The organism is Tabrizicola soli, from assembly GCF_015999335.1.
GTDB lineage: Bacteria > Pseudomonadota > Alphaproteobacteria > Rhodobacterales > Rhodobacteraceae > Tabrizicola > Tabrizicola soli.
Window position 1 is genome coordinate 93662 of record NZ_JAEACP010000007.1, and the last position, 17929, is coordinate 111590.

18 protein-coding genes are annotated in these 17929 nt (G+C 68.7%); 9 read left to right on the forward strand and 9 right to left on the reverse strand.

Annotated features, from left to right (window positions below; translation table 11 throughout):
* Nucleotides 1-3 precede the first annotated feature (3 nt).
* Nucleotides 4-927, forward strand: a complete 924-nt coding sequence (gene rocF, locus I7S92_RS07875) for an arginase (RefSeq protein WP_197642945.1) — start codon at nt 4-6, stop codon at nt 925-927.
* Between the two features lie 67 nt (nt 928-994).
* Here the strand turns inward: rocF and I7S92_RS07880 are convergent, their stop codons facing one another.
* Both I7S92_RS07880 and I7S92_RS07885 read right to left on the reverse strand, forming a co-directional pair.
* Nucleotides 995-2029 (reverse strand): lysine-2,3-aminomutase-like protein, encoded by a 1035-nt coding sequence (locus I7S92_RS07880; protein WP_197642946.1) that lies wholly within the window; start codon nt 2027-2029, stop codon nt 995-997.
* A gap of 149 nt (nt 2030-2178) precedes the next feature.
* Nucleotides 2179-2448 carry an usg protein gene (locus tag I7S92_RS07885; RefSeq protein ID WP_197642947.1) on the reverse strand — a complete coding sequence of 90 codons (270 nt, stop codon included), beginning with the start codon at nt 2446-2448 and terminating at the stop codon, nt 2179-2181.
* Nucleotides 2449-2639: 191 nt separating this feature from the next.
* Here I7S92_RS07885 and gyrA point away from each other — a divergent pair, with 191 nt between their 5' ends.
* The 5 genes from gyrA (at nt 2640) to gluQRS (ending at nt 8455) form a co-directional block, all read left to right on the forward strand.
* On the forward strand, nt 2640-5360 hold the full coding sequence (gene gyrA, locus I7S92_RS07890; RefSeq protein ID WP_197642948.1) for a DNA gyrase subunit A: 2721 nt from the start codon (nt 2640-2642) through the stop codon (nt 5358-5360).
* The gene (locus I7S92_RS07895) at nt 5357-5653 is read left to right on the forward strand and encodes a hypothetical protein (protein WP_197642949.1); all 297 of its coding nucleotides are present in this window, start codon (nt 5357-5359) and stop codon (nt 5651-5653) included. The genes gyrA and I7S92_RS07895 overlap by 4 nt, the downstream gene beginning before the upstream one ends.
* A 114-nt stretch (nt 5654-5767) precedes the next feature.
* On the forward strand, nt 5768-6145 hold the full coding sequence (locus I7S92_RS07900; RefSeq protein ID WP_197642950.1) for a DoxX family protein: 378 nt from the start codon (nt 5768-5770) through the stop codon (nt 6143-6145).
* A 67-nt stretch (nt 6146-6212) separates the two neighbouring features.
* Nucleotides 6213-7544 (forward strand): methylenetetrahydrofolate--tRNA-(uracil(54)-C(5))-methyltransferase (FADH(2)-oxidizing) TrmFO, encoded by a 1332-nt coding sequence (trmFO, locus tag I7S92_RS07905; RefSeq protein ID WP_197642951.1) that lies wholly within the window; start codon nt 6213-6215, stop codon nt 7542-7544.
* Complete coding sequence (gene gluQRS, locus I7S92_RS07910; protein WP_197642952.1) at nt 7532-8455, forward strand: tRNA glutamyl-Q(34) synthetase GluQRS; 924 nt, start codon at nt 7532-7534, stop codon at nt 8453-8455. Before trmFO ends, gluQRS begins: the two co-directional genes overlap by 13 nt.
* Nucleotides 8456-8496: 41 nt before the next feature.
* On the opposite strand, the gene hisI is transcribed toward gluQRS, so the two are convergent.
* Entirely contained in the window at nt 8497-8859 is a 363-nt protein-coding gene (gene hisI, locus I7S92_RS07915; protein ID WP_197642953.1) for a phosphoribosyl-AMP cyclohydrolase, read from the reverse strand.
* Between the two features lie 61 nt (nt 8860-8920).
* Here hisI and I7S92_RS07920 point away from each other — a divergent pair, with 61 nt between their 5' ends.
* Nucleotides 8921-9358 carry an iron-sulfur cluster assembly scaffold protein gene (locus tag I7S92_RS07920; RefSeq protein WP_197642954.1) on the forward strand — a complete coding sequence of 146 codons (438 nt, stop codon included), beginning with the start codon at nt 8921-8923 and terminating at the stop codon, nt 9356-9358.
* Between the two features lie 103 nt (nt 9359-9461).
* Here I7S92_RS07920 and I7S92_RS23340 read toward each other — a convergent pair whose 3' ends face one another.
* From I7S92_RS23340 to sciP, 5 genes are all read right to left on the reverse strand, one after another.
* Complete coding sequence (locus I7S92_RS23340; protein WP_277922956.1) at nt 9462-9584, reverse strand: hypothetical protein; 123 nt, start codon at nt 9582-9584, stop codon at nt 9462-9464.
* A gap of 144 nt (nt 9585-9728) precedes the next feature.
* Nucleotides 9729-11813, reverse strand: coding sequence for an ATP-dependent DNA helicase RecG (gene recG / locus I7S92_RS07925; protein WP_197642955.1), 2085 nt, complete (start codon nt 11811-11813; stop codon nt 9729-9731).
* A complete protein-coding gene (gene ligA, locus I7S92_RS07930; RefSeq protein ID WP_197642956.1) occupies nt 11810-13921 on the reverse strand; it encodes an NAD-dependent DNA ligase LigA in 2112 nt (703 codons plus the stop codon). The genes recG and ligA overlap by 4 nt, the downstream gene beginning before the upstream one ends.
* A gap of 55 nt (nt 13922-13976) precedes the next feature.
* Nucleotides 13977-14687, reverse strand: coding sequence for a response regulator transcription factor CtrA (gene ctrA / locus I7S92_RS07935; protein ID WP_197642957.1), 711 nt, complete (start codon nt 14685-14687; stop codon nt 13977-13979).
* Nucleotides 14688-14780: 93 nt separating this feature from the next.
* A complete protein-coding gene (sciP, locus tag I7S92_RS07940) occupies nt 14781-15059 on the reverse strand; it encodes a CtrA inhibitor SciP (RefSeq protein ID WP_197642958.1) in 279 nt (92 codons plus the stop codon).
* Nucleotides 15060-15185: 126 nt separating this feature from the next.
* On the opposite strand from sciP, the gene mnmA reads away from it, so the two are divergent.
* The gene (gene mnmA / locus I7S92_RS07945) at nt 15186-16322 is read left to right on the forward strand and encodes a tRNA 2-thiouridine(34) synthase MnmA (RefSeq protein ID WP_197642959.1); all 1137 of its coding nucleotides are present in this window, start codon (nt 15186-15188) and stop codon (nt 16320-16322) included.
* A gap of 4 nt (nt 16323-16326) precedes the next feature.
* The gene (locus I7S92_RS07950) at nt 16327-16821 is read left to right on the forward strand and encodes a DUF2059 domain-containing protein (RefSeq protein ID WP_197642960.1); all 495 of its coding nucleotides are present in this window, start codon (nt 16327-16329) and stop codon (nt 16819-16821) included.
* On the opposite strand, the gene lpxB is transcribed toward I7S92_RS07950, so the two are convergent.
* A complete protein-coding gene (gene lpxB, locus I7S92_RS07955; RefSeq protein ID WP_197643050.1) occupies nt 16778-17899 on the reverse strand; it encodes a lipid-A-disaccharide synthase in 1122 nt (373 codons plus the stop codon). The genes I7S92_RS07950 and lpxB overlap by 44 nt on opposite strands.
* Nucleotides 17900-17929: the final 30 nt, after the last annotated feature.

Genomic DNA, 17929 nt, shown 5'->3' on the forward strand with positions numbered 1-17929 from the left:
CCCATGCCCAAGACCATCCTCATCGGCGCCCCGATCGACAGCGGCCAGCAGCGCCCCGGCTGCCTGATGGGCCCCGCCGCCTACCGCGTCGCCGGCCTTGCCCGCGAGATCGCGGCCGAGGGCCACGGGGTCGAGGACTGGGGCGACCTGACGCTCCCCCCGCTGCGCGAGGTCGCCTGCCCCAACCCGGCCGTCCATTCCCTGGCCGAAACCGTCGCCTGGACCGAGATCCTGATGGACCGGGTCGACGACGCGCTCTCCGGGGGCGGCTTTCCCATCGTCATGGGCGGCGACCATTCCCTTGCCCTCGGCTCCGCCGCCGGCGCCGCCGCCTTCGCCCACCGCCAGGACCGGCCGCTGTTCCTGCTGTGGCTCGACGCCCATTCCGACTTCCACACGCCCTTGACCACGACCTCCGGCAACCTGCACGGCACGCCCTTGGCCTATATCAACGGTCGCGACGGCTTCGACGCGCTGCCGCCCTTCCCCACCCCGGTGCCCGCGCACCGGATCTGCATGTTCGGCATCCGCTCGGTCGACCCGGCCGAGCAGGCCGCGATGCAGGAGCGCGACATCCAGGTCAACGACATGCGGGTGATCGACGAACGCGGCCTCGTCGCGCCCTTGCGCGAATTCCTCGACGCGGTCCGGCGCGAGGGCGGGATGCTGCACGTCTCGCTCGACGTCGATTTCCTCGACCCGTCGATCGCCCCCGCCGTCGGCACCACCGTCCCCGGCGGCGCCACCTTCCGCGAGGCGCATCTGGTGATGGAGCTTCTGCACGAATCCGGCCTCGTGACCTCGCTCGACCTGGTGGAGCTGAACCCCTTCCTCGACGACCGCGGCATGACGGCAAGGCTGATGGTCGATCTGGTGGGCAGCCTCATGGGCAAGAAGGTCTTCGACCGCCCGACCCGCGCGAAGTGAACGGAATTCGAACGAATTCCGTCACGATTTCCGTTCGGAAATCGCCGTCGCGCCGGTTGTCGCCGGCTTACAGGTCCCGGTAACGGTGCTCGGCGCCCTGCGGGTCCGTCACCACCCAGCCCTCGCCCTCGCGCCGCAGGTAGCCCGGCCCCACCGGCACCTTGCCATGCCCGCCGGGAATATCCAGCACATAGAGGGGCTGCGCGATCCCGGTCAGCCGTCCGCGCAAGCTGGCCATGATCGCCTGCCCTTCCGCCAGGGTCAGGCGAAAATGCCCGGTCCCCTTCGCCAGGTCCGGGTGATGCAGGTAATAGGGCTTCACCCGGTTGCGGATCAGCTTGCGGAACAGCGCCTCCAGCGTATCGGGATCGGCATTCACGCCCTTCAGCAGCACCGTCTGCGACAGAAGCGGCACCCCCGCCCGGTTGAGCCGCCGGAGCGCCGCCGCGGCCGCTTCGGTGATCTCGTCGGCATGGTTCGCATGGACCACGACCCAGACCGGCAGCGCCCGGTCCAGCGCCGCGGCCAGGGCGCCGGTCACCTTCTCCGGCGCCACCACCGGCACCCTGGTATGGAAGCGCACGGATTCCAGGCTCTCCACCGCCTCCAGCCGGTCCAGCATGGCGCCGAGCCGCCGCGCCGACAGGACCAGCGGATCGCCCCCGGTGAAGATCACCTCGCGCACCGCCGGATGGCTGCGCAGATAGTCCACCACCCGGTCGAACTCGGCCTCGGCCAGGGTTCCCGTCTCGCCCACCGTCTCGCGGCGGAAGCAGAAGCGGCAATAGACCTCGCAGGTCTGGGTCGCATGCAGGATCGCCCGGTCGGGATAGCGATGCGTCAACCCCGGCACCGGCCGGTGCGCATCGTCGCCGATCGGGTCGGCCAGCTCCTCGGGCCGCACCGCCAGCTCGCGCGCATCCGGCACGAACTGCGCCCTGACGCCCGCCGAGGCGAGCCCGGCCATCACCGGCGTGATCCGCACCCGGAACTCCGCCGCCACCGCCTCCAGCGCGTCGCGGTCGCCCGGCGCGACCAGACCGAGGTCTTCCAGCGCATCGACGCCGGTCAGGGCCGCGGGTATCGGAAGGGGGCTTTTCATGCGCCACGCCCCTACCCAAAGCCGCCGCCCCGCGCAAGGCACAGGCGCAGGCGTAGGGTGGGCAATATTGCCCACCTTACCGCGACGCCAGACGCACAACCGACCCACCGAGGACGCGTAGGGTGGGGTTCCACCCCACCACCACCCGGTCAGTGAATCCGGAACTCGCCCACCACGTTCCGCCACTCGCCCGGAGCGATCAGCTTGCGATGGGTGAAGCGCACCGAATGCAGCGGCCCCTCGATCCTTTCCTGCCAGAACTCGATGAAGCGGAAAAGCTCCGGGTAGTCCGGCGCCAGATCATACTCCTGCCAGATGAAGCTGTTGAGAACATTGCGATAATCCGGCATCCGATAGTAAAGCTCGGCCGTGGTCAGCCCGTATCCCTTCAGCATCAGCTCCGTCTCGCGCCCCGCCATGCCTGCCCCCTTTCTGGTTGCGCATGGGGGAATCATGCCAGCTATGGCTTAAAAATCAATGAAAACCGATATTTGACACTCTGCCCTCATGGCTGCCGACCCAGGGTGCCCCCGCCATTGCACCCAACAGCTTGGATGGTGTATCTTCCCGCCTGCTACATCTTGTTCCTGCACGGAAGGCGCGCGCCCTCATGGCCGATATCCCGGAAGATACTGACAAAAAAGAAGAAAACCCGGAGCGCCCCGTCCACCACGGCCCCCAGGTCGACATCGCGGCCGAGATGAGGACCGCCTATCTCGACTACGCGATGAGCGTGATCGTCTCCCGCGCCATTCCCGACCTGCGCGACGGGCTGAAACCCGTCCACCGCCGCATCCTTTTCGCGATGCACGAATCCGGCAACACGCATGACAAGCCCTACCGCAAATCGGCGCGGCCCGTCGGCGACACGATGGGGAAATACCACCCGCACGGCGACTCGGCGATCTACGACGCGCTGGTCCGCATGGCGCAGCCCTTCTCCATGTCGCTGCCGCTCCTCGACGGCCAGGGCAACTTCGGCAGCATGGATGGCGACAGCGCGGCCGCCATGCGCTACACCGAGGTGCGGATGGACAAGCCCGCCGCCTTCCTTTTGTCGGACATCGACAAGGAGACGGTGGACTTCCAGGACAACTACGACGGCAAGGACCAGGAGCCGACCGTCCTGCCCGCCCGCTTTCCCAACATGCTGGTCAACGGCGCCGGCGGCATCGCGGTCGGCATGGCCACCAACATCCCGCCGCACAACCTGGGCGAGGTGATCGACGGCACCCTCGCGCTGATCGAGAACCCCGACATCTCCATGGAACAGCTGATGGAGATCATCCCCGCCCCCGACTTCCCGACCGGCGGCGTGATCCTCGGCCGCTCCGGCGCGCGCAAGGCCTATCTGGAGGGCCGGGGTTCCGTCATCATCCGCTCGAAGACCCATATCGAGGAACTGCGCAAGGACCGCTGGGGGATCGTCATCGACGAGGTGCCCTATCAGGTCAACAAGGCCACGATGATCGAGAAGATCGCCGAACTGGTCCGCGACAAGCGCATCGAAGGCATCGCCGGGATCGCCGATGAGTCCGACCGGATCGGCGTCCGGGTGGTGATCGAACTCAAGCGCGACGCCACGCCCGACGTGGTGCTGAACCAGCTCTTCCGCTTCTCGACCATGCAGGTCAGCTTCGGCTGCAACATGCTGGCCCTGAACGGCGGCCGTCCCGAACAGCTCACGCTCCGCGATTTCCTCAGCTATTTCATCACCTTCCGCGAGGAAGTCGTCGCCCGCCGCACCGCCTATGAACTCCGCAAGGCACGCGAGCGCAGCCATATCCTCTGCGGCCTCGCCGTAGCGGTCTCGAATGTCGACGAGGTCGTCGCCACCATCCGCGCCTCCGCCGACCCGGCCGAGGCGCGCGACAAGCTGATGACCCGGCGCTGGCCCGCCCATGACATCGCCGCCTATATCCGGCTGATCGACGACCCCTCGCACAAGATCAACGAGGACGGCACCTACAACCTCTCCGAGGCCCAGGCTCGTGCGATCCTCGACCTGCGCCTGCAGCGTCTGACCGCGATGGGGGTCAAGGAGGTCACCGACGAGCTGGAGGAATTGGCGCGGAAGATCAAGGACTTCCTCGACATTCTTTCCTCGCGCGACCGGATCATGGCGATCATCTCCGACGAACTCCGCGAGGTGAAGGCCCTCTTCGCCGTCCCCCGCCGCACCGAGATCGCCGACTGGTCCGGCGACATGGAGGACGAGGATCTGATCGAGCGCGAGGACATGGTCGTGACCATCACCTCGGGCGGCTACATCAAGCGCACCCCGCTGGCCGAATTCCGCAGCCAGAACCGGGGCGGCAAGGGGCTGGCCTCGATGCAGACCAAGGACGACGACGTGGTCACCACGCTTTTCGTCGCGAATACGCATACTTGGCTGTTGTTCTTCACAACCGACGGCATGGTCTACAAGCTCAAGACCTGGCGCCTCCCCCTCGCGGGCCGCACCGCCAAGGGCAAGGCGCTGGTCAACATCCTGCCCATTCAAAGTGGCATCTCCATCGCCGCCCTGATGCCCGTCGACGTGCCCGAGGAAGACTGGGGCAGCCTCCAGATCGTCTTCGCGACCTCCGACGGCGACGTCCGGCAGAACGACCTCTCCGACTTCACCAACGTCAAGCGCAACGGCAAGATCGCGATGAACCTGCCCGAGGGCATCACGCTCGTGAACGCCGCCATCGCCGACGACCAGGACGACATCATGCTCGTCACCGAGGCCGGCCGCGCCATCCGCTTCTCCACCACCGAGATCCGCGTCTTCAAGTCGCGCGGCTCCACCGGCGTGCGCGGCATCCGCCTGGCCGAGGGCGACCATGTCGTCTCCATGTCGATCATCCGCCATTTCGAGGCCACACCCGAGGAACGCGAGGCCTACCTGAAACAGCGCCGCCTGATGGCCGGGATCACCGAGGACGAGGCCGACGACGAGGAGGAAGCCGCCCCCCCGGCAGGCCAGCTTTCCCCCGACCGCTACGCCGAGATGTCGGCGGCCGAGGACCTGATCCTCACCGTCACCAAGGGCGGCTCGGGCAAGCTCTCCTCCAGCCACGACTATCCGGTCCGGGGCCGTGGCGGCATGGGCGTCAAGGCGATCTCCCCCGGACCACGCGGCGGCCGGATCATCGCCTCCTTCCCGGTCGACCTCGCCGACCAGATCATGCTCGCCACCTCCACCGGCCAGTCGATCCGCACCCCGGTCGACCAGGTCAGCTTCCGCTCGCGCTCGGCCGGCGGGGTCAAGGTCTTCGCCGTCGCCGCCGATGAGGAGGTCGTCTCCGTCGCCCGCGTCGCCGACCAGGCCCCGGACGCCGAGTGACCGCGCTTGAAACCCGTCTCGCGGCCCTCGCGGCCGCGGGCGAGACCATCCCCTACGGCGCCCTCGCGCGCGAGCTCGGCCTCAGGATGGCCGAACTCACCGCCCAACTCGAAACCCTGATGGAGGAGGACGCCGCCGGGGGCAGACCCTTCCGCGCCGCGCTCCTCCGCCAGCGCCTCTCGCCCGAAGGCCTCCCCGCCCCCGGCTTCTTCCTCAAGGCCGCCGCGCTCGGCCATCCGGCCGACGATCCCGCCGCCTTCACCCGCGACCAGCGCCGCCGCCTCTTCGGCTGACCTGTGCAGCAGCGCAGATCGGCCCTGCCCCGGCACGGAATTTGCGCAAATCGGCCCCCATGCGACAAGCCCGCATCCGGCACAAGACCGGCCCAACGCGTTCAAGGGATCCTCATGGAACAGTTCAAGACCTACGCGCCGCTTCTCGCGCGCCTCTTCCTCGCCATCATGTTCATCCCCGCCGGCTTCGCCAAGACGGGCGACGTGGCCGGGTTCGCCGGCTACCTGGCCTCGGGCGGCCTGCCCGCCTTCCTCGCCTGGCCCGCGATCCTGTTCGAGATCCTGCTCGGCCTCTCGATGCTGCTCGGCTTCCAGGCCCGGATCATGGGCCTTCTCGGCGCCGGCTTCTGCGTTCTGGCCGCGCTCCTCTATCACTTCGTCCCGGCCGACCAGATGCAGATGGTCATGTTCTACAAGAACCTCGGCGTCGCCGCGGCCTTCCTGATGATCTTCGCCCATGGCGCGGGCAGGCTGGCCATCGACAAGGCCTGATCCTGCCGCCGGGGGCGCCCGCAGCCCCCGGCTTTCCTTTTCCGCCGATCCGGCCTAAATCCGGGCCATGAGCGAACCCCTTCACATCATCGGCGGCGGCATGGCTGGCTCCGAGGCCGCCTGGGCCGCCGCGAACCTGGGCGTCCCCGTCGTCCTGCACGAGATGCGGCCGCAGGTCGCCACCTTCGCGCACCGCACCGGCGACTTCGCCGAGATGGTCTGCTCCAACTCCTTCCGCTCCGACGACCACGAGCGCAACGCCGTGGGCCTGATCCATTGGGAGATGCGGCAGGCGGGCAGCCTGGTCATGGAAATGGCCCAAAGGCACCGCCTCCCGGCCGGAGGCGCCCTTGCCGTCGACCGCGACCCCTTTGCCCGCTCCGTCACCGAACGCCTGAAGTCGCATCCGCTGATTTCCACGTCCTATGAAGAGATTACCGACCTTCCCTCATCCGGTCACTGGATCATCGCCACCGGCCCGCTGACCAGCCCGGCGCTGGCGGAAGCGATCCGCGCCGCCACCGGGGCCGAGGCGCTCGCCTTCTTCGACGCCATCGCCCCCATCGTCTATACCGAGAGCATCGACATGTCGGTCGCCTGGCTGCAAAGCCGCTACGACAAGGGCGAGACCGAGGACGAGCAGAAAGCCTATATCAACTGCCCGATGACCCGCGAGCAGTACGAGGCCTTCATCGACGCCCTTCTCGCGGCCGAGAAGACCGAGTTCCACGAGGGCGAAACCGCCGCCTATTTCGACGGCTGCCTCCCCATCGAGGTCATGGCCGAGCGCGGCCGCGAGACGCTGCGCCACGGCCCGATGAAGCCCGTGGGCCTCACCAACGCCCACCAGCCCGACCGCAAGTCCTATGCCGTGGTCCAGCTGCGCCGCGACAACAAGCTCGGCACGCTGCACAACATCGTCGGCTTCCAGACCAAGATGAAATACGGCGCGCAAACCTCTGTTTTCAAGCTGATTCCAGGGCTGGAGAACGCGAGCTTCGCCCGCCTCGGCGGCATCCACCGCAACACCTTCATCAACTCGCCCACGCTTCTGGACGACCGGATGCGGCTGAAATCCCGCCCGCATCTCCGCTTCGCCGGCCAGATCACCGGGGTCGAGGGCTATGTCGAATCCGCCGCCATGGGCCTCCTCGCCGGGCGCATGGCCGCGCACCAGCTTCTCGGCCGCGACCTGCCCCCGCCGCCCCCGCAAACCGCGATGGGCGCGCTGGTGACCCACATCACCGGCGGGGCCGAGGCAAAGAGCTTCCAGCCGATGAACGTCAACTTCGGCCTCTTCCCCCCGATCGACGCCAAGGGCGGGCGAAAGGGCCGCAAGGACCGCTACAAGGCCTATACCGACCGGGCGAAGGAAGCCTTCACCGAATGGCTTTCGTAACCCGCTTCGCGCCCAGCCCGACCGGCCCGCTGCACCTCGGCCACGCCTATTCCGCGATCCTCGCCCACGACATGGCCCGCGCCGCCGGCGGCCGGTTCCTGCTGCGGATGGAGGATACCGACCTCGACCGCTGCCGCGCGGAATACGACGCGCTGATCCAGGAGGACCTGGCCTGGCTCGGCCTGACCTGGGACGGCGCGATCCATCGCCAATCCGAACATATCCCGCAGTATAATATCCGCCTCGAAACCCTTGAAGAAAAAGGGCTTCTCTATCCCTGCTCCTGCACCCGCGCCGACATCCGCGCGGCCCTCTCCGCCCCGCAGGAGGGCGTCGCCTTCGCCGTCTACCCCGGCACCTGCCGCGGGCGCGGCATGGCCAGCCGCCTGCCCGGCGACGCGCTCCGCCTGAACCTCGCCGCCGCCCTCGCGTTCCTTGCGGCGGAACCTCCCCCAGCCGGGCGCCTCCCTCCCCCCGCGTGGCGGAGGGCTGGGGAGGGGGGGCCGCCGCCGGACATCCCGCGCCTCGCCTTCGTCGAAACCGGCCCGGCCCATGCCGGCCGCCACATCGTGGATTCCGCGCGCGCGCTGCGGCAGATCGGCGACGTGGTCCTTTCCCGCAAGGGCGAGGATATCGTCGCCTATTTCCTGGCCTCCGCCTTCGACGATGCCGACCAGGGAATCACCCATGTGGTCCGGGGCGAGGACCTCTTCGACTTCACCCCGGTCCAGGTGATCCTCCAGCACCTCTTCGGGCTGCCGACGCCCCTCTACCACCACCACCGCCTGATCCGCGACGATCGGGGCAAGCGGCTGGCCAAACGCGACGACGCCCGCGCCATCGCGAAATACCGCGCCGAGGGCGCGACCCCCGCCGACATCCGCCGGATGGTCGGGCTGCCAGCCCCATGACGCCCCAGCCAAGCCATTGAATTAAAAAGCGGCCTCGCCGTTCAGGCGTGGACAGGCGCCATGATCTCGACCTCCTCGCCCTCCCGGACCGCCGTATAGAAGCAGGACCTCCGGTTGGTATGACAGGCCGGCCCCTCCTGGCGGACCAGGGCCAGCAGGCAGTCCCGGTCGCAGTCCAGCCGCAGTTCGACCAGCCGCTGGTGGTGCCCCGAACTCTCCCCCTTCACCCAGAACGCCCCGCGCGAGCGCGACCAATAGGTGACCTTCCCGGTCTCCAGCGTCCGCCGGACCGCGCCTTCGTTCATCCAGGCCAGCATCAGCACCTCGCCCGAGACCGCATCCTGCGCCACGCAGGGGATCAGCCCGGCGGCGTCATACTTCAGTGAACCGGGATCGAAAGGCATGGCACTCTCCTTGGCAGCCGGACGCGCCGGGTCTACATACGGGGTCAGCCAAGGGAATGCCATGAGCGACAGCGACCTCATCAAGCTCTACTCCACCCGTATCCTGGGCCTCGCCGCCGATATCCCGCATCTCGGCCGGCTGAAGGCCCCGCAGGGCAGCGCCCGCCGCCGCTCGCCGCTCTGCGGCTCGACCGTGACGGCGGATGTGGTGCTGCAGGACGGCCGCGTCGCCGAATTCGCCCAGGACGTCAAGGCCTGCGCTCTCGGCCAGGCCTCGGCGGCGGTGCTGGGCGGGGCGGTCCTCGGCCGCAGCCTGCCCGAGCTGCAAGCCGCCCGCGACGCGCTGCGCGCCATGCTCAAGGACGGCGGCCCGGTCCCCGCAGCCCCTTTCGACGGCTACGAGGTCCTCCTGCCCGCTCGCGACTACAAGAACCGCCACGCCTCGATCCTGCTCGCGCTGGAAGCCGCCTGCGAGGCGATGGAGGCCGCCGCCGCATGAAAAAACCGCCGCGCATCCGGAGGGATGGCGGCGGCAGGAGCGCCTCTGGATCGGACGGCGGGCAAAGGCCGTCACCGGGGGGACAGAGCGCGGGGCAGAAACCTCAGGCCAGGCCGGGCAGCGACAGCACGGCGAACACAAGCACGACAAGAGCGGTCAGCCCGACCAGATCCTCGGCCGCGCCGCGCGGGCTGTGGGTCAGCAGGGTCTTCATGGCGTCTTTCATCGCATCCTCCATGCTTGTTGCCGAATTGTTCTCACAAGAACCCGACCCTGTAAAGAACTTTTTAAGAACAAACGCGAACCCATGCGGAACGTCGATTTCCGAACGGAAATCGTCCCGGAAATCGTCCGATTTCCGGCGCCCGGTTCAGCCGACCGAGATCATCCGCAACGCGCGATCCTGGTCCATCAGCCACAAGAGCAGCCGCGCCGCCGCGCCCCTCGGCCCGCTCAGCCCCGGATCGTCGTGCAGGAGCTTGCGCGCATCCGACTGCGCCAGCGCCATCAGGCTCGCCTGCCGCTCCAGGTCCGCCACCCGGAAACGCGGCAGGCCCGACTGCGCGGTGCCGATCAGGTCGCCCGCGCCGCGCATCGCCAGATCCTCCTCGGCGATGCGGAAGCCGTCCTCGGTGTCGCGGATCGTGGTCAGCCGCCGCCGCCCGGTCTCGTTCAGGGGCGGCTGATACAGGAGAAGACAGGTCGAGGCCGCCTCGCCCCGCCCGACCCGGCCCCGCAGCTGGTGAAGCTGCGCCAGCCCGAAGGTCTCGGCCTGTTCGATCACCATGATCGTCGCGTTGGGCACGTTGACCCCGACCTCGATCACCGTGGTCGCCACCAGGACCAGGCTCTCGCCGGCCACGAAGCGCGCCATCGCCGCGTCCTTCTCGGCCGGCGGCATCTGGCCATGCACCAGCCCCACCCTCTCGCCCAGGGCGGCGCGCAGGGAGCGGAACCGCTCCTCGGCGCTGGCATAGTCCACGAGTTCGGATTCCTCGACCAGCGGGCAGACCCAATAGGCCTGCCGCCCCTCGGCCACCGCCTTGCGCAGATGCTCCACCACCTCGTCCAGCCGGTCCGACGAGACCATCGCGGTGCGGATCGGCTTCCGGCCCGCCGGTTTCTCGTCCAGCACCGAGACATCCATGTCGCCATGGGTCGCCAGCGCCAGGCTGCGCGGAATCGGCGTCGCGGTCATCACCAGCACGTCCACCGCCTCGCCCTTGGCGCCCAGCTCCATCCGCTGCGCCACGCCGAAACGGTGCTGCTCGTCCACCACCGCAAGACGCAGGTCCCTGAATTCCACGTCCTTCTGGAAGACCGCATGGGTGCCGACCAGGATCGGGATCCGCCCCATGGCCAGATCCTCCAGCTTCATCGCCCGCTCCGCCCCCCGGTCGCGCCCGGTGAGCAGTTCCAGCCGCACCCCCGCCGCCCGGGCCAGCGGCGCCAGCCCCTCGAAATGCTGGCGGGCGAGGATCTCGGTCGGGGCCATCATCACGCCCTGCCCCCCGGCCTCGACCGCGATCAGGAGCGCCTGGAAGGCCACCAGCGTCTTGCCCGCGCCCACGTCGCCCTGCAACAGCCGGTTCATCCGCCGGACCGAGGCCATGTCGGCCGCGATCTCGGCCACCGCCCGCATCTGCGCCCCGGTGGGCGCATAAGGCAGGCTTGCCAATACCCTGGCGCACAGGGCCCCGGTGCCTTCGGTTGCGATCCCCTTGCCGCGGCGGATCGAGGCGCGGGCGATCGACAGCATCAGCTGATGCGCGAAAAGCTCGTCATAGGCCAGGCGCTGGCGCGCGGGATGGGTGGGGGCCAAGGCCGCCGCGCCATCGGGCGCATGGGCCGCCGCCAGCGCCGCCGGCCAGTCCGGCCAGCCCTCGCGCGCCTTGAGGCCGGGGTCGATCCATTCCCCGGCCGCCGGCAGCCGGGTCAGCGCCGCCACCACCGCCTTCGACACCAGCTTCTGCGTCAGGCCGGCGGACAGCGGATAGACCGGCTCGTAGGCCGGGATCTCCTCCGCCTCCTCGACCCGCAGCACATGGTCGGGATGGACGATCTGCGCCATGCCGTCGAAGAACTCGACCTTGCCCGAGACCAGGCGGCGCTGGCCGGTAGGCAGAAGCTTCTGCAGGTAATCGGCGCGGGCGTGGAAGAAGACCAGCTGGAACTCCAGCTTGCGGTCGCGGACATGCACCCGGTAGGGCCGGCCCTTCTGGCGCGGGGGCACGTGGCTCCCGACCTCGACCTCGACCGTCAGGGTGGCGGGGGGCGTGATGTCGCGGACCGAGTCGCGCCGCGCCCGGTCCACCCCGGAATGCGGCAGGAGGTAGAGAAGGTCCTTCGGCCGCTCCACCCCCAGCGCCCTGAAGGCCTGCGCCGCCTTGGGGCCGACGCCCGGCAGCGTCTCCAGCCCGGCGAAGAGCGGGAAAAGCGCCTCGGGCCGGGTCATCCGATCAGCCGCAGCCAGGCGTCCTCGTCGATGACCTGGACCCCCAGCCGCTCGGCCTCCTTCGCCTTGGACCCCGCGCCGGGGCCGGCAACCACCAGGTCGGTCCTGGCGCTGACGCTGCCCGAGACCTTGGCCCCCAGCGCCTCGGCCCTCGCCTTGGCCTCGGCGCGGGTCATCTTCTCCAGCGTGCCGGTGAAGACCACGATCTTGCCCGCGACCGGACTGTCCACTGCCCCGCGCGCCTGGACCGGCTGGATCGCCAGTTGCGCGGCCAGCGCGTCGATGGCGGCGCGCTCGGCGGGGTTCTGGAAGGCATCCACCAGGCTTTGCGCCATAACCTCACCGACACCGTTGATCGCGGTCAGTTCCGCCCATTCCGGGGTGCCGGGGGTAGCATTCGTGACCGCGGCCTCGAACGCTTCCCAGTTGGAATAGTGCCGCGCAAGAAGGCCCGCCGCGACCTCTCCGACGTGGCGGATCCCCAGCGAGAAGATCAGCCGGTCCAAGGGGATGCTCCGCCGCGCCTCGATCGCGGCGAAAAGCTTGGTGGCGGAAACCTCGCCGAAGCCTTCGCGATTTCGCAGCTTCTGCAATGGGTTGGCGGCGTCCCTTGCGGCAAGGGTGAAGATCTCGGCCGGGGTCTTCACCGGCAGGATCGGGTCGCGGAAGAACATCTCGACCTGCTTCGCTCCCAGCCCCTCGATGTCGAAGGCCCCGCGGCTGACGAAATGCTTCAGCCGCTCCACCGCCTGCGCCGGGCAGATCAGCCCCCCGGTGCAGCGGCGGACGGAATCGCCTTCCTCGCGATGGGCGGGGCTGTGGCATTCCGGGCATTCCGTTGGAAAGACATATGGTTGCGCACCGTCCTTGCGGCGGGACAGGTCCACGTCGGCCACCTTGGGAATCACGTCCCCGGCGCGATAGACCTGCACCCAGTCGCCGATCCGGATGTCCTTGCCGCCCCGGATCTCCTGTCCGCTTCGGTCGCGCCCGGCGATGTAATCCTCGTTGTGCAGCGTCGCGTTCTGCACCACCACGCCGCCGACCGTCACCGGCTTCAGCCGCGCGACCGGCGAGAGCGCGCCGGTGCGGCCGACCTGGATGTCGATGCCCAGAAGCTCGGTCCAGGCCAGCTCGGCCGGGAACTTGTGCGCCAGCGCCCAGCGGGGGGTCGAGGAGCGGAAGCCGAGCCGCGCCTGCAAGGAAAGGTCGTTCACTTTGTAGACCACGCCGTCGATGTCATAGCCGAGCGTTGCGCGCTGCGCCTCGATCAGGCGGTATTGCGCCAGCATCTCCTGCGGTCCATCGCAGAGCGTGGTCAGGGGATTTGTCTGGAAACCCAATGCCTTGAGGCGCGAAATTGCCGCGATTTGCGTTGCGGCCAGCGGCTGCGAGACCTCGCCCCAGGAATAGGCGAAAAAGCGCAGCGGCCGGGCGGCGGTGATGCGGGCGTCCAGCTGGCGCAGCGATCCGGCCGCCGCGTTGCGCGGATTGGCGAAGGTCCTGTCGCCCGCCGCCGCCTGCCGTTCGTTCAGGCGGGCGAAATCGGCATGGGACATGTAGACCTCGCCCCGCACCTCCAGCACCTGCGGCGCTTCCGTCAGGCGCCGGGGAATGTCGGCGATGGTGCGCGCATTCTCGGTGACGTTCTCGCCCACCTCGCCGTCGCCGCGCGTCGCGGCCTGGACCAGCACCCCGCCCTCATAGCGCAGGGAGAGCGACAGCCCGTCGATCTTCGGCTCGGCGGTATAGGCCACCGGCTGCGTCAGGCCGAGGAACTTCTTCACCCGGTCGTCGAACTCGGTCACCTCCTCGGATGCGAAGGCGTTTTCCAGCGACAGCATCCGCAGCCGGTGCGTCACCTTGCCGAAGCCCTCGGCCACCGCCGCGCCCACCTGCTCGCTGGGCGAATCAGCCCGCTTCAGGCCGGGAAAGCGCGCCTCGATCGCCGCATTGCGCAGCTTCAGCGCGTCATATTCCGCATCCGAGATCTCGGGCGCGTCCAGCGTGTGATAGGCGCGGTTCGCCGCCGCGATCGCCCCGGCCAGACGCGCGAGTTCCCCGCGCGCCTCGGCCTCTGTCAGTGCCTCGACCGGCCTCTCGCCCATTCCCGCCCCCAGACTTCCGGCGCCCAAGTTAGGCAAGCCGGCGGGCGAGGTAAAGTCAGGCGCTGGCGGCAAGCCGGGGCGCCGCGGCGGCGGCCGGGTCGCGCAGCACATAGCCGCGGCCCCAGACCGTCTCGATATAATTGTCGCCCCCCGTCGCCTCGGCCAGCTTCTTGCGCAGCTTGCAGATGAAGACGTCGATGATCTTCAACTCGGGTTCGTCCATGCCGCCGTAAAGATGGTTGAGGAACATCTCCTTGGTCAGCGTCGTGCCCTTGCGCAGGCTCAGAAGCTCGAGCATCTGGTATTCCTTGCCGGTCAGATGCACCGTCTTGCCCGCCACATCCACCGTCTTGGCGTCCAGATTGACCGAAACGCTGCCGGTCTTGATCACCGACTGGCTGTGCCCTTTCGACCGGCGGATGATCGCATGGATGCGGGCGACCAGCTCCTCGCGGTGGAAGGGCTTGGTCAGGTAGTCGTCCGCGCCGAAACCGAAGCCCTTCAGCTTGTTCTCGGTATCGTCCGAGCCCGACAGGATCAGGATCGGCGTCTCGACCCTGGCCTGGCGGATCTGGCGCAGGACGTCATGCCCGCTCATGTCCGGCAGGTTCAGGTCGAGAAGGATCAGGTCGTAATCGTAAAGCTTCGCGAGATCCACGCCATCCTCGCCCATGTCGGTGCAATAGACGTTCAGGTTGGCATGGGTCAGCATCAGTTCGATGCTGCGCGAGGTGGTCGGGTCGTCTTCCACAAGCAGGATGCGCATTTACCTTTTACTCCGCTCCGTCACATCGTTAACGACATTGGGCGTCAATGGTTAACACGCGGTTACTTTGCCAGAGCGCGAGCCGTAAACAATCTAAAGTTGTCTGCATTTCTGGATCGCGGTGACCTTCAGCCCCTGGTCGCCATGCTTTTCCGCCGCCGTGCGCCAGAGCGTGAACTCCTCCTCGGACAGCGCATAGCGTTCCAGCGCCTCGGACTGGGGAATCAGCCCGTAGACCACCGCCTTGACCACCACCGCCTTGCGGCTGGCGACCCAGCGCCGGGTGTCCGCCGGCGGCAGGTCGGCGCGGGTGAGAATGCTGCCATCCGGCAGGGTGACCTGCCGGGGCCCGTCGACGCGTTTCAGAAACATGGCCAATCCCTCGTTCGTGCCGCACAAGACTGCCGGATCAGCCTTAATCATTCCTGAAACGGGGGATTGAGAGTGCAGAGCATTTTCATATATTGCCAGACAACCCCCATTCCCGGATCCTGACCCATGCCGCGCGACCTGGCCCTGAACTCCCTTGGTTTTGCCAAGCCCCCTTCCGAGACGCGGGTCGTCGTCGCCATGTCCGGCGGCGTCGATTCCAGCGTCGTGGCGGCGGTTCTGGCCGAGGAAGGCTACGATGTCGTCGGCGTCACGCTGCAGCTTTACGACCATGGCGCGGCCCTTGCCAAGAAGGGCGCCTGCTGCGCGGGCCGCGACATCCATGACGCGCGCCGGGTGGCCGAGACCATGGGCTTCCCGCATTATGTCCTTGATTACGAAAACACTTTCCGCGAGGCCGTGATCGAGGAATTCGCCGACGCCTATCTCGCCGGTGCCACACCCGTTCCCTGCATCCGCTGCAACGAGCGGGTGAAGTTCAAGGACCTGCTGGCCACCGCCAGGGACCTCGACGCCGATTGCATGGCGACCGGCCACTACATCCAGCGGAAAGTCGGCGCGCAGGGGCCGGAGCTGCACCAGGCCGCCGATCCCGCCCGCGACCAGAGCTATTTCCTGTTCTCGACCACGCCCGAGCAGCTGGATTACCTGCGATTCCCGCTCGGCCATCTCGCCTCCAAGGCGGAAACCCGCGCATTGGCGGCGAAATATGGCCTGCCGGTCGCGGACAAGCCCGACAGCCAGGACATCTGCTTCGTCCCGAACGGCAATTACGCCGCGGTGATCGAGAAGCTGCGCCCCGGCGCCGCCGACCCCGGCGAGATCGTCGACCTCGACGGCAACGTGCTGGGCGAACATCGCGGCGTGATCCACTACACCATCGGCCAGCGCAAGGGCCTCGGGATCGGGGGCCTCGGCGATCCGCTTTACGTCGTGCGGCTCGACCCGGAAAGCCGCCGGGTGATCGTCGGCCCCAAGGCCGCGCTTTCCACCCGGATCATCCCGGTGCGCGAGATCAACTGGCTGGGCGACGCGCCCTTCGACAGCCGCCCCGAATGGCACCTCAAGGTCAAGGTCCGCTCGACCCGCCCCCCGCGCGAGGCGATCCTGCGCCCGACCGGCCCGACCACCGCCGAGGTGGAGCTTCTCGCCCCCGAGGACGGGGTCAGCGCCGGGCAGGCCTGCGTCTTCTACGCCCCCGAAGGCGGCCGCATCCATGGCGGCGGCTGGATCTGGAAAGGTTAGATCCTTGAAATCACTGGTCCTTGTGGCGGCCCTCCTGCCGCTCTCCGCCCTTGCCGAAACGCGCGAGGAGCGGGTGGCGGTGGCGGCGGACTATGTCGACCTCGCCCTGGCCGAGTTCGACCTGACTGCGGTGATCGAGACGCTTTACCAGCCGATCCTGCAACAGGTCGCGGCGGGCGGCCAGACCCTGACCGAGGCGCAGGTGGCCGCGATCCGCGCGCTCTACCTCGACGCCTTCCGCCAGCCGATGACCGACCTCATGCGCGAGCAGGCCGGGCTCATGGCCGACATGATGACCCTGGCCGAGATCACCGCGCTGCGCGACTTCTACGCCACGCCCGAGGGGCGCTCGGCGATGGCGAAGCTGCCGCAGCTGACGGCGGCGCAGCAGCCGGGGCTGATGCAGCTGGTCGGCTCCACCTCGGAACGGCTGATGCCGCAGGTGCTGGCGATCATCAACGGCGACGAATCGCCCGCAGCACCGACCGCGCAGCCCTGAGGCCGGGGGCCTCGCCGCCCTTGCCCAGCCGCTCCATCGTAAGGGCCATCGCCGCCTGTTGCGCGGAAGGATCGGCCAGAAGCGCCTCCAGCGCCGGGACGATCTTCGCCGCCCGGGCCGCGGGGCCGATGAACTCGGGCACGGTGCGGGTCTCGCTGACCAGGTTGACCAGCGTCACCGTATCGATCCGCGCCGCCCGCCGCATCAGCCACAGGGTCAGGGGATGCATGTCATAGGCGATGACCATCGGGCAGCCATTCGCCGCCAGCTCCAGCGAGACCGTGCCGGAGGCCGCCAGCGCCACATGCGCCGCCGCGAAGGCGCCGCGCTTGGCCGCGGGGTCCTCGATGATCTCGGGCCGCACCGCCCAGCCCGAGGTCAGCTCGCGCACCAGCCCGGCCACGCCGCGCACCGTCGGCAGCGCCACCCGCAGCTCCGGGTGCCGCGCCTTCAGCCCGGCCACCACCTCGCCGAAGATCGGCGCCAGCCGCGTGACCTCGCCCCGACGCGACCCCGGCAGCGCCAGCAACAGCGGCCCCTCGCCCGCAAAGACCGCCTTCTCCGCCGCCGAGGCCAGGGGTTCGGCCACCACCGGATGCCCGACGAAATCGCAGCTCATCCCGGCGGCGGTCATCCAGGGCGGCTCGAACGGCAAGAGCGCCAGCACATGATCCACCACCCGCGCCATCCTCAGGGCCCGCCCCGGCCGCCAGGCCCAGACCGAGGGCGCGACGTAATGGATCACCCGCATCCCCGGCCGCGCCGCCTTGACCAGCGCCGCGACGCGCAGGCAGAAATCCGGGCTGTCGATCGTCACCAGCGCCTCGGCGCCCGAGGCCAGCGCCGCCTCGGCCGCCTCGCGGATCCGGCGCTTCAGCCGGCGATACTTCGGCAGCACCTCGGCGATGCCCATCACCGAAAGCTCTTCCATCGGAAACAGGCTCGCCATGCCTTCGGCCTGCATCAGGGGCCCGCCCACGCCCGCGAACTCCACCGGCCCCAGCGTCCTCAGCCCCGCCATCAGCGCGGCGCCCAGCCGGTCGCCCGAAGGCTCGCCCGCGATCAGGAACAGCTTCACCGCCCCGTTCACCGCCTCGCTCATCGCTTG